General features: G+C 45.3%; 5 protein-coding genes. 3 read left to right on the forward strand and 2 right to left on the reverse strand.

The features are described 5' to 3' along the window. Positions 1-73 precede the first annotated feature (73 nt). Positions 74-9,226 carry an MBG domain-containing protein gene (locus ABDD95_RS00770; RefSeq protein ID WP_345949992.1) on the forward strand — a complete coding sequence of 3,051 codons (9,153 nt, stop codon included), beginning with the start codon at positions 74-76 and terminating at the stop codon, positions 9,224-9,226. Positions 9,227-9,265: 39 nt separating this feature from the next. Further along, complete coding sequence (locus tag ABDD95_RS00775; RefSeq protein WP_345949993.1) at positions 9,266-10,189, forward strand: PorP/SprF family type IX secretion system membrane protein; 924 nt, start codon at positions 9,266-9,268, stop codon at positions 10,187-10,189. A gap of 575 nt (positions 10,190-10,764) precedes the next feature. Here the strand turns inward: ABDD95_RS00775 and ABDD95_RS00780 are convergent. Then, positions 10,765-12,132 carry a hypothetical protein gene (locus ABDD95_RS00780; protein ID WP_345949994.1) on the reverse strand — a complete coding sequence of 456 codons (1,368 nt, stop codon included), beginning with the start codon at positions 12,130-12,132 and terminating at the stop codon, positions 10,765-10,767. A gap of 295 nt (positions 12,133-12,427) precedes the next feature. Between ABDD95_RS00780 and ABDD95_RS00785 the strand changes: the two genes are divergently transcribed. After that, positions 12,428-12,769, forward strand: coding sequence for a zinc ribbon domain-containing protein YjdM (locus ABDD95_RS00785; RefSeq protein WP_345949995.1), 342 nt, complete (start codon positions 12,428-12,430; stop codon positions 12,767-12,769). A 210-nt stretch (positions 12,770-12,979) separates the two neighbouring features. Here ABDD95_RS00785 and ABDD95_RS00790 read toward each other — a convergent pair whose 3' ends face one another. Further along, positions 12,980-13,216 carry a hypothetical protein gene (locus ABDD95_RS00790; protein ID WP_345949996.1) on the reverse strand — a complete coding sequence of 79 codons (237 nt, stop codon included), beginning with the start codon at positions 13,214-13,216 and terminating at the stop codon, positions 12,980-12,982. Position 13,217: the final 1 nt, after the last annotated feature.

Raw genomic sequence — 13,217 nt, forward strand, 5'->3', positions numbered from 1 at the left:
TAGCCTTTTGATGTAATAGCGCATTAACAGGCATTCTAATAGCGTTTCCAACATCCCCTAATTTTAACTTTGAATGAGGAAATTTTTACCTGTTTTATTGGCACTGTTTATTTTTTGCTTTGTGGATTTATCTTTTGCCAACACAAAAAGGATCGGCAAAAAGCTTGAATTGATACGAACAACTAAGTTTAAAGCATCGTCCGGTGCAGCAAAGATTAAACTGTTAGCCCCGGGTTTGCCCAATGCTTTACAAACCTTTTCCGGCTACACAACCGATAGTAAATATCCTGCTTTTGCTTATAGTCCGGATGGATTTTTCGGCGTAACTAACAGCTTTAGCCTTGCTCAGGCCGCTGATGAGTATGGCGCATTTATTAATGATGGAGCGATACTTGCAACAAACCGTACAGGTTATCTTCAGGTATCAGCGGTAGGGGGACTTGGAAATTTCAAACTCACCGCTATTGACATTGGAGAGTATGACATAAATAGTTCAGTTTCCGCATCCGAATTTACTAATGTTTATGTAGAAGGCTTTTTAGGTGGCGTTTCGCAAGGTGTTTCCAATATTGTAAGCGGAAGCAACAATTATGTGACTACTTATCCCATAAATTTAGGCAGTCTTACATCTAAGGTAATAGACACATACAAAGTTTATTTTACAGCAAAGCCCGGCTCAAACTTAACTGCATTAAATCTTACTTCTTTCAGTATAGCATCTGCCGTAGCAGCTACGGCACCTGCAGTAACAACCGTAAATAGCAGTTCTATAACCAGCACTACAGGCACATTAGCCGGTAACGTAACGGCTGATGGCGGTGCCACTGTCACCGAAAAGGGCGTTGTATATAGTACATCTGCCAACCCTACTACTGTTGCTGGTACAAAAATAGTAAATGCCACTGCTGGCACAGGAACTATTTCGGTAAATGCTACAGGCCTTACGGCAAATACTACTTACCATTTCAGGGCATATGCTACGAATAGTGCTGGTACTTCTTACGGGGAAGACCTGACATTTACCACCCAGGCAGCAAGCAGCCCAACCTCTTTAAATGCCGGCGATATGGCAATGACAGCCTGGAGTGCCATAAACAACACCGTGGATGTAGTGACTTTAAAAGATCTCTCTGCGGGTACGATTGTGAACTTTACAGACTGGGGCTGGTCAAATCCTGATGGTGCATGGGCGGCTAGTAGTGTAAGTTCAATAGGTGAGGGAAATATTAAATGGACCTTATCTTCGGCTGTTAGCAAAGGCTCGGTTATAAGAATAACGTACACTAATGGTGCAAACATCACCTTAAAAAACCTAACTACAAACACAGCTATTGCAGCAGCCGACCTAACCTTTACCGGATATGGCAATGTTTTAACAGATCTGATTGTTAATACGGGAGACAATTTCTTCATTTACCAGGGATTGTCTACGAATCCCAATTTTATATTTGGTTTTAATAATACCATTAGTACAACTTCATCTTCTCCTACAATAGATGCGACGGGATGGGTGCCGACGGGTAGTTTCACCACAGGCTATGCTATCGCTTCAAATCTTCCTGATGGGAATGGCAGTCAAAATGCCCTTACCAACGGCGTTAACGCCATCGGTTTTACAAGCAGGCAAACCAATGTTGCTTATACCGGACCTACTACTGCTACCGATGCGGCTACTTGGCTTTCGAGAATTGCTAATGTTAATAACTGGACACAACAAGGCAGCACTGTCACACCGTCTTATGAGAGTGCCAACAAAATTATTATCGGTTCTGTGGCTGCAACCGCACCAATAGTTTCTACTACGGCAACTTCTACTTACGCTGCCACTACAGCAACGCTGGCTGGTAATGTTAGCTCTGATGGCGGTGCAACAGTCACTGAAAAAGGTGTTGTTTATAACACTTCTTCTAACCCAACAACAGCCAATTCCAAATTGGTAAATAGCGCTGCAGGAACAGGTGGCATTTCAGTAGACGCCACCGGCCTTACACCTGGAACCACTTACTACTTTAAAGCTTATGCGATTAACAGTGCGGGAACTGCCTATGGAACCGAACAAACTTTTACGACTACAGCCTCGGCTACGCCAACAGTTACCACAGCAGGAACCATTGAGGCTTTTGCCGGCTGTTATGGTTCTTCAACAACGGGGCAAAGTTTTACCGTTTCAGGTAACAATTTAACAGGCGATCTGGTGATAACGCCACCGTTGGGGTTTCAGTTATCAAATAATAATATAGGCTTTAGCGGCGTAGGTATTACCCTTACTCCGGTTAGCAGCACCGTAGCCGCCACTACCTTATATGTCCGTATGGCCGCTGCAACCAGCAGCCCGGCTGCTGGTAATATTACCGTTAGTTCTGCAGGCGCGACGACTAAGAATATTCCGGTTAGCGGAACGGTGAACGCTTTACCAACCATTACAACAAGTGCTATAACTTCGGTTTCAAACACGGCAACTTCTTTCAGCATTCCTTACAGTGCAACAACAGGCTCGCCAGATAGCTATACGATCAGCACGGGAACTCGTAGCTTAACAGGTTTCGCTGCGGTTAACAATTCGGTTCTTGGCACATCGCCTATCAACGTAGTGATACCAGCTAGCAGCGCAGGTACTTACGATTTTAACCTAAGAGTAACCAATAGCGCCACAGGTTGTGTATCGGCAATTGTACCGCTAACACTAACCATTACAGCACCAGCGGTAACCGCCGCACCGGTAGTGATCGTACCTGCCAACGGCAGTATGGTAAGCACCACAACGCCTACCTATGGAGGAACGGCACCGGCGGGGTCAACCATTACCATTTACTCCGACGGGGTATCGCTTGCCAACACAACAACAGCAAACTCGGCCGGTAACTGGGCCATCACCCAACCGACTGCGCTAACGCAAGGCGCTCATACGGTGTATGCCACTGCCCAGCTCAGCGGCAACTCGGTGAGTGCGAACAGCAATACCAATACTTTCACTGTTGATAATATCAGGCCGACGGTAGCGATCAGCAGTACGGCGGGTGCATCGGGCGGATCGACCGGCACCTCACCTATTCCTTTTACAGTAACTTTTTCGGAAGCTGTAACAGGTTTTGTAGTCGCCGATTTAACCGCGGTTAATGCAACCATCACCGGCTTTGCAGGTAGCGGCACAACTTATACATTCAATGCAACGCCTGCCGCAAGTGGTGCGGTAACCATCAGTTTACCTGCCAATGTTGCGCAAGATGCTGCCGGTAACGGCAACACGGCTGCAACGCAGTTTTCCATCACTTATTCGCAGGCGGTAACCGCCGCACCGGTAGTGATCGTACCTGCCAACGGCAGTATGGTAAGCACCACAACGCCTACCTATGGAGGAACGGCACCGGCGGGGTCAACCATTACCATTTACTCCGACGGGGTATCGCTTGCCAACACAATAACAGCAAACTCGGCCGGCAACTGGGCCATCACCCAACCGGCTGCGCTAACGCAAGGCGCTCATACGGTGTATGCCACTGCCCAGCTCAGCGGCAACTCGGTGAGTGCGAACAGCAATACCAATACTTTCACTGTTGATAATATCAGGCCGACGGTAGCGATCAGCAGTACGGCGGGTGCATCGGGCGGATCGACCGGCACCTCACCTATTCCTTTTACAGTAACTTTTTCGGAAGCTGTAACAGGTTTTGTAGTCGCCGATTTAACCGCGGTTAATGCAACCATCACCGGCTTTGCAGGTAGCGGCACAACTTATACATTCAATGCAACGCCTGCCGCAAGTGGTGCGGTAACCATCAGTTTACCTGCCAATGTTGCGCAAGATGCTGCCGGTAACGGCAACACGGCTGCAACGCAGTTTTCCATCACTTATTCGCAGGCGGTAACCGCCGCACCGGTAGTGATCGTACCTGCCAACGGCAGTATGGTAAGCACCACAACGCCTACCTATGGAGGAACGGCACCGGCGGGGTCAACCATTACCATTTACTCCGACGGGGTATCGCTTGCCAACACAATAACAGCAAACTCGGCCGGCAACTGGGCCATCACCCAACCGGCTGCGCTAACGCAAGGTTCTCATACGGTGTATGCCACTGCCCAGCTCAGCGGCAACTCGGTGAGTGCGAACAGCAATACCAATACTTTTACTGTTGATAATATCAAGCCAACGGTAGCGATAAGCAGTAATAAATCGGCCTTAAAAGCAGGAGAGACCGCTACTATAACATTCACGTTCAGTGAAGATCCGGGTGCAACCTTTACCTGGAACGGATCGAGCGGCGATGTAGTTTTGTCTGGCGGCACACTCAGTGCCATCTCAGGCTCAGGAGCAATCCGCAATGCAAACTTTACGCCGGATGCTAATACAAATGCCGGTACGGCAAGCATTACTGTTGCTGCTGGCAGTTACGCCGATGCGGCAGGCAATTTAGGCAGCGCTGGTGCAACCCCTTCGTTAGTATTTGACACTCAGTTGCCGCCTGCGCCAGTAGTAGTGACCGTAGCAAACGGCAGTTTAACTATAACCGACAAACCTATTTACACCGGAACGGCTGAGGCTGGTTCAACAGTAACAGTTTATGTAGATGGTGGCTCTATCGGTACCGCTACGGCAAGCACATCAGGTACTTGGAGTAAAAGTCAGCCGGTTGCTCTGTTAACAGGCAGCCATACTGTTTATGCCCTTGCAACCGATGCCGCTGGTAATAACAGTGCAAACAGTAATACTAATACGTTTACCATTGATGCAACTGCACCAGTAATAGCATCGGTAAGCGTACCGGCAAACGGAACCTATGTAGCTGGCGAAAACCTGGATTTTGCGGTTGAATTTACAGAAAGTACAACCGTAGATCAATTGGGTGGTACGCCATACCTTTCGGTAACGCTTAACACCGGCGGGGTGGTAATGGCTAAATATGTATCCGGTTCAGGATTATCAACCCATACCTATCGCTACACAGTAAAAGCAACAGATAAGGACCTTGATGGCATTGCGTTAGGTTCGCTGACATTAAACGGCGGTACTGTTAAAGATGCTGCAGGTAACAATGCAGTGTTAACATTAAACAACATAGCAAGCACAGCAGGCGTGTTGGTAGACGGCACACCCATTGTTGCCCAGACCATTACCTTTAACGCACTAGCTGCCAAAACTTATGGCGACGCTGATTTTGATCTGAATGCTACAGCATCTTCAGGTTTACCGGTGAGCTTTACCAGCAGTAATGCTGCTGTAGCATCTATCAACGGTAAAACGGTAACTGTGCATAAGGCAGGTGTAGTCACAATTACCGCAACTCAGGCTGGTAACAGCGGTTACTCGGCTGCGCAGAGCGTGTCTCAAACATTAACTATTAACGCCAAGGCCATTGCAGTAACTGCCAGCGCACAAAGCAAGGTTTACGGCACCGCCGATCCGGCTTTAACATACACCATTACCAGCGGTAGTTTAGTAGGTACAGATGTTTTGAATGGTACGTTAACCCGTGAGCCAGGCGAAAATGCAGGTACTTACATCATTAAGCAGGGAACTTTGGCTTTAAATGCCAATTACGCGCTGACATTTCAAACGGCCAACCTTGCAATTAATAAAGCGACGCTTACAGCAACGGCTAACAACCAGTCGAAAGTGTATGGACAGGCCATTCCTCCATTAACTGTATCTTACAGCGGTTTTGTGAACGGTGAAACTAAAACCAGCCTTACAACTGAGGCCATTGCAGTTACAATAGCAACATTAACATCGCCAGTTGGTACTTATACCATTACGCCAAGTGGTGGCTCTGCCGCAAATTATGATCTGGCTTATGTGAATGGTACACTAACCGTTACAGCCGATCAACCGGTTATCACTTTTGCTTCGTTACCGGCCAAAACATATGGCGACGCCGACTTTGCGCCTGGCGCCGGCAGTACTAATAACACTACCGCTATTTCGTACAACAGTGATAATGCTGCAGTGGCTACCATTATAAATGGCAAAATCCATATAGTAGGCTCGGGCTTGGCCCATATAACCGCTTCTCAGGCAGCCGATGTTAACTATATTGCTGCGCAAAGCGTAGTCCAAGATTTGGTGGTAAATAAAGCTGCCATTACCATAACAGCAGCAGCTAAAAGCAAAACTTATGGTGATGCTGATCCGGCTTTAACTTATCAGGTAACATCAGGTACTTTAAAAGGAAACGACACCTTTAGCGGTACGTTAACCCGCGAGCCGGGTGAGAACGCAGGCGCATACGCTATTAAACAAGGAACATTAGCACTTACCAGCAATTACGCAATTACCTTTACAGGTGCCGATCTGTCGATTAGTACCCGGGCAATTACAGTTGCGGCTACCGCTAAAACCAAAACTTATGGCGAAGCAGATCCAGCGTTTGCTTACACCATCACCACAGGTACATTAGCCGGTAACGACGCTTTAACAGGCACACTTACCCGCAATGCAGGCGAAACTGCTGGCAGCTACGCTATTAAGCAAGGATCGCTGAGTGCAGGTGACAATTACGCCTTAACCTATACGCCGGCCAACTTGACCATAACACAGCGTGCGGTTAATATTGCGGCTGTTTCAAAAAGTAAAATATATGGCGAGGCCGATCCAGAACTGACCTATAGCATTAACGGTGGTTCATTGGTTACCGGCGATACTTTCAGCGGCTCATTAACACGTGAGGCCGGCGAGGCAGCAGGTACATACGCCATAAGGCAAGGTACAGTTGCACTTAACAACAATTACGTGCTGACGTATACGGGTGCCAACTTAACAATCGGACAAGCATTGCAAAACATCACTTTTGCTGGTTTGCCAGCAAAAACTTATGGTGATGCCGACTTTACAGCCGGTGCAACAAGTAGCAATACCATTATTCCGGTTACATACAGCAGTGATAATGCAGCTGTGGCAAGTATTGTAAATGGAAGAATACATATTGTGGGTGCTGGTACTGCAAATATCACTGCCTCACAAGCAGGAAACGCGAATTATGTGGCCTCGCAGAATGTTACACGCGAATTAACCGTAGCAAAAGCAGATATAGCAGTAACCGCTGCAGCCAAAAGTAAAACCTATGGCGAGGCTGATCCGGCTTTAACATACAGCATTACCGGCGGCTCATTAAAAGGAAGCGATGTATTCACAGGATCGCTTACCCGCAATGCAGGTGAAAATACAGGTACATATGCTATTAAGCAGGGTACACTGGCCTTAAATAACAACTATAACCTTAGCTATGAGGGCGCAGATCTATCGATTGGCAAAAAGGCCGTTACGGTAGCTGCAGCCATAAAAAGCAAGATTTACGGTCAGGCCGATCCAGCTTTAACTTATAACATTACAGCTGGCACATTAGTGGGGAACGATAGCTTCACCGGCATTTTGAGTCGTGACGCGGGCGAGAATATCGGTACGTATGCTATTAAACAAGGAACCCTTGCCCTAAACAGTAACTATACGCTTACTTACAACGGCGCTGCCCTTGAAATTGGCAAAAAGGCCATAGCCGTGACGGCAAATGCACAAAGTAAAACTTACGGCGAAGCGGACCCAGCCTTAACTTATACATTTAGTCCGGCGCTGGTGACTGGCGATACCTTCAGCGGTAGCCTAACCAGGGATGCTGGTGAAAACGCGGGTACGTATGCCATTAAGCAAGGTGGTTTAGTGCTAAGCAGCAACTACGCGCTTACTTATACAGGCGGTAACCTTACCATTGGTAAAAAGGATTTGGTGATTAAGGCCGATGACCAGAACAAACGGTATGGTGAAGTCAACCCGGCATTAACGGTAAGTTACAATGGATTTGCCAATGGTGATGATGCAGGCAAATTAACTGCTCAACCTGTAGCGCGTACTACAGCTAACCAGGCTTCGGCAGCGGGTAGTTATGATATTACGGTAACGGGTGCAGCATCTGATAACTATAACATTACTTACCTTAAAGGCACCTTAACTATCAGTAAAGCGCAGTTGACTGTTGCTGCGGTTAATCAAAGTAAAACTTATGGCGAGGCTAACCCGCAGTTAACGGTAACTTACAGTGGCTTCCTTAATGGCGATACCAAAGCTAACCTGAGTGCGCAGCCCGTGGCTAACACTGCAGCAACGGCTCAGTCGGGCGCAGGTAACTACGATATTTCTGTAAGCGGGGCTGCATCTAACAGTTATGATATTGTGTACACTAAAGGTACCCTAACCATTAATAAAGCGCCATTGACCATTACAGCCGATAACAAAACCCGTACCTATGGTGCAAGTAACCCGGCGTTTACTGTTAGCTACAGTGGTTTTGTAAACAGCGATACGCAGGCCAGCTTAAGTGCACAGCCTGTGTTAGGTACAGCAGCCAATGCCACATCGGGCGTGGGTGCGTATGATATCACTGCATCGGGTGCTGCATCAAACAATTACAGCATAGTTTACAATAAAGGTGTTTTAACCATTGCACCGGCCAACCGTAGCATTGCCTTTAACAGGCCGCTACAGGCTACTTATGGTGATGCTGACTTTGCTGCAGGTGCAACACTTAGCAGCGGGGAAACTGTAGTTTACAGTAGTGATAATAACAGTGTGGCTACCATTATCAATGGCCGGATACATATTGTGGGTGCAGGTACCGCCAATATTACCGCAAGTGCGCCGGTGAACGGTAACTATACTTCGACCCAGCCGGTAACGCAGTTACTGACGGTAAACAAAGCCAGGCAGACTATTGATTTTACTTCGATACCGGTACTGAACCGTGTAACAGGCAAATATGATCTGAGCGTAGTTAGGGCTTCTTCGGGCTTGCCAGTAAGCTTTACGGTAGCCGATCCGTTCATTGTAACTTTGGATGGTAATACCCTCAAGGCAAACCGTATTGGTAGCACCCAGGTAACTGCATCGCAGGCAGGTAACGCAAATTACCTGGCAGCAAACAGCGTAGTGCAAACCATTGAGGTAAATGATGCGGATGGCGGTAATGAAATAGTTGTACGCCAGGCGGTATCACCAAACGGCGACGGTGTTAACGACTTCCTGTACATAGAAGGTATCCAGGAACATCCTGACAATAGCGTAACCGTTATTAACCGTAATGGCGTAAAGGTGTTCGAGATCAAAGGATACGATAACCGCTCGCGCGTATTCGACGGCCGCTCAAGCGTCACTAATCAAATGCAGCAGGCTGGTACTTACTTCTTCCTGTTACAGTACGAAGGCAAGCGTAAAACCGGTTGGTTCGTATTAAAATACTAAGGTTCTTTTTTGATTCAGATCATTATAAATATAACAATATTGAAATCAACATCACATCTTTTAAGCAGGCTGGTATTCAGCCTGCTTATTATAAGTAGCTTTTCAACTGTTAAAGCGCAGCAGCTGTTCAGTTACTCGCAGTACATGAATAATTTAACCCCGCTTAATCCGGCTTATTCTTTAATTGATAAGGCCGGTTCAGTAAATGCCATAGTTAGAAGGCAATGGGCTGGTATTGAAGGTTCGCCTTCTACATTTATATTCAATGGCAACTTACCTGTAGAATCAATAGGTGGGGCAGCGGGTATAACGGTACTGAACGATCAGTTTGCCGTGGAGCATCTAACCGAAATCAATTTGTTTTTTGCCAAGTCGATCCAACTGGCCGACAACCAGCATTTGGCAGTGTCTTTAAACGGAGGCATAAGGCGTTATGCGGCTAATTATTCTGCCTTGGATCCATTAGATCCGCAATTCCGGAATGATGTTAGGGAAACCAGGCCGAATATCGGCTTCGGCGTGCTGTATTATACCGATCACTATTATCTGGGTGTAGCCGTACCGGAGTTTACTACCCGTTCGCTAGGCAATGCCTCACAGGTAGATAATAGTTATTTCAGTAGCCATTATAATTTTTCAGGTGCTTACCTTTTTGGAAAAGCCGGTGATGAGGTAAGGGTGAAGCCTGCAGTGCTCGCCACTTATACCAAAGGTGTTCCTTTTATTGCCGATTTTTCGACAACCTTGTACTTAAAAGAGACGTTGGGTATAGGCGGTAACTTTCGTACTAACAACGAGATGTCTGGCATCTTGTCGGTGAGCATAGAAGCTGTGAGGGTAGGTTACAGTTACCAGTTTGGAACAGCTTCCAATAACGTGGCACGTGGCTTTAAAAATAACACCCACGAAATAACCCTTACCTACCGGTTTGGTCAAAATCTTGGCCGGCGCAGTTTGCTGTAGGTAAGATAAGCTGAGTAAAATGATCATTAAGCCGCCTTTTTTCACAGAAGGGCGGCTTTGCTTTTACGCTAAAGTGTTACAATTATATTGATTTATGTAGCTGTAATTAGTGGCATCCACGAGTAAAGCTCATCTACTTTTGATGATTTGGAAATTTAGTAACCGTATTAGGACATCACCCCACTATATTTTGAACCTCAAAGCTACAACTAAATACATAGCATCGGGGCAGCATAGTTTTTGAGCATACCTACACGACCGTAGGCTCCTATTATTTTATAGCCTTTAGCTGGCATTAGAAATTTGAATTAAGGTCGCTTACGAATCCTAAACAGTGAGGCTTGAATGGTTGGCTAAAAGCGCGAACGAAAAGAAGTTGTTAATGATTACTGCGAGTATAAATAATGTGGCTGGCCTCTTTTACAGCCTTCTAGTTCGAGGAGGTGTTACTAAGAATAAGACTTAAGTCAATAACCAGTCTTTTTCTTCCCCCAAATTTAACCTAAGACCATTTGGCAACTTCGTAATTAATTTATCGATTTCAATTGCAACTTATGTAGCTCAGTGATACACTTTCAGACAGAAAGTTTAGTCAATATATCATGCTCAATCCAAATACTGAAGGCAAGGGCGAATAATAAACAGTACAAAAGAGCGTCTATCTGCCTGCTTAACTTGATTCCAAACACGACGATGAAAAATAGCGGGCAGGTGATTACATATATCAAAAAAACTGTACCCAGTATAGCGAACACATCAAAATGTAAATCGCCCAGTAAAAAGGTAATTGCAAACTGTAACAGCCAGACAACCATCGGCAGCAACAGGCAAACCAGCCATTTCCAGGCTAACATGATCTGAAGATTCTCCTGATATCTGTGCCGGTAATTTTTTACTAAAAGCACAAGAGTGCCTATCGTCATTAGGACTAATGCCGCTATTTGAATATACTTGTTTCTTATGACCTCCGCACGGGTGTTGATCTTGCTGGAAGATATGAGGTTGCCACCCTCAAACTGCTCAACTTTGGTTCGTTCGCCGTTCTTAAATGTTATTTTGGTGACCTTGGTATTGCCGGTGTTTCGAAAAGTCCATATGGAATCTTCTATCCCCATTTTATAAACGCCCTCGATAACGGCTTTTCCACCTTTATTTCTGATGAACTGACCGTCCAAACGCCCCCCATTGAAGTTAACATGATCATCACCCTGTGGTGTTTTAATGGTCAATGAAGTAACTTTTCCGGCAACCATTAAACTTTTTTTAACAGGTATAATTTCGAAAATCTCTTTCTCAAGGTTTTTGGTCACGAGGTTTTTATTATAATCATCATCTTTGGCTGGCCGGCTCGTAACGTATAATTGGTTAACCTGAACAACCAGCAAAGAATCGAAATGATAAAAGTTAAAGCCTTCTTCTATTTGGCTGGAGTCGGGCACGGCATCAGACTGAAAAAGTATGTACTGTGGTTGATCAAAGGTTTGTACATATTTTGGAAGGCTGGTTGCGCAAAACGAAAAAACGGTGAGGGTTGCTATTATATAAGGGCTTACCTGTTTGATAAACCCATTCGTTTCAAATGCTCTTGCGTCTCCTTTCAAACTTAACCAGGCCAGCCCTAATACCGGCAAAGCGATCAGGTCGGTAACATCAACCGTTCGTTGAACATCGAAAAAATAAGTACTCACAAAGTGGATAAGCCCCGCAGCATACTCACTTTTCCAGTAAATAAATAGTGCTCCGCTTAATATGAAAACCCCGAATTTATGTTTGGGGAACAAGGTCGACCAGAAAATAGGAAAGATAAATAATCCACAAAAATCAGATAACTTGCCTGTAAACACATTATGGAAAGCCTCCTTCAGATAGAAATCGTTGACGATTAAAAGCGCCAGGCAAATAAGAAACGGTAGTGATATCAGCGGTTTTAAACGATTATGCATACGGCTATAAGGGCTTTGTAATTTATACCTCAGGAGCCGGTTTAGTAACCCAATGCGAGTTAATTGTTTTTCATAAATCAGGAGCGGAGCTTATAATTATAAATTACTGCAAAGCTTTTGCACATTTTTATGAAGTCCTATATGGGCTGTAATGAAATAGCATACAGCAACATTTATCTTTCTTAATAGCGAATGAGTTTTCTTGGCAGCTACGATAGAAGTTCTGCTGAAACTTAAGACTACAATTCAATACTTGCTATCATTTGCTAACTTTGACGTTTCAAGAATTTGTACGATGACGAAAGAACTAGCGCCTTGCCCCATTTGCCAATCCCCCTACACTTACGAGCTGGAAAATTTACTGGCTTGTCCGGAATGCGGGCATGAGTGGAGTAGTAATGAGGATGTGCATAGTGATGACATCTTCGTTGTAAAAGATAGCAACGGCAACACCCTGGCTAACGGAGATACCGTAGTCACGATTAAAAACTTACCTGTTAAAGGTACTTCGCAAACCGTAAAAGCAGGCACTAAAGTTAAAAACATTCGCCTGGTCGACAGCGATCATAACATCGATTGCAAGATAGATGGTTTTGGTGCAATGGCGTTAAAATCGGAGTTTGTTAAAAAGGCCTAATGCGTTCATTCCAAATTACATCTTATCCGAGCCTCTTTCAACCGTTCTTCACTAATATTCTTTCCCCAGGCCAAATATTGGGAGTAAATGCTTATACCATTTTCTGGCATCCGGCTTTCTATCCGAGATTTCAAAAAAAATAAGACAGCGTATAGCATTACTATGAAAACCGTTAATCGTTCCTGAAAGGTTTGGTTAAAAGGTTAAATGTTAATATAGGATGTCAAAGCGGCCATCGGTAATTTTAATTACGCCGCATTTTTCGGTTGGAATATTACACCATAAAGTACCAGAAAGAATCCGGTTGGCCTTGTCAATCCGGGTAAAAGAAACTTCTCCGTCACTTGAATCTGCCCGATTTGTAAAAGAAACTACAGTAAAACAATCTCTATCGGTTTTGTAGGTAGCTAAATGCCCTGAAATGGGGTCGTTTAGGCGGTATACCATT

It is taken from the genome of Mucilaginibacter sp. PAMB04274 (assembly GCF_039634385.2).
Taxonomy (GTDB): Bacteria; Bacteroidota; Bacteroidia; order Sphingobacteriales; family Sphingobacteriaceae; genus Mucilaginibacter.

Excerpts from the sequence above, each read along its gene's own strand:
- ABDD95_RS00770 (WP_345949992.1), top strand. The coding sequence starts at position 74 with ATGAGGAAATTTTTACCTGTTTTATTGGCACTGTTTATTTTTTGCTTT.
- ABDD95_RS00780 (WP_345949994.1), bottom strand. The coding sequence starts at position 12,132 with ATGCATAATCGTTTAAAACCGCTGATATCACTACCGTTTCTTATTTGC.
- ABDD95_RS00785 (WP_345949995.1), top strand. The coding sequence starts at position 12,428 with ATGACGAAAGAACTAGCGCCTTGCCCCATTTGCCAATCCCCCTACACT.
- ABDD95_RS00790 (WP_345949996.1), bottom strand. The coding sequence starts at position 13,216 with ATGGTATACCGCCTAAACGACCCCATTTCAGGGCATTTAGCTACCTAC.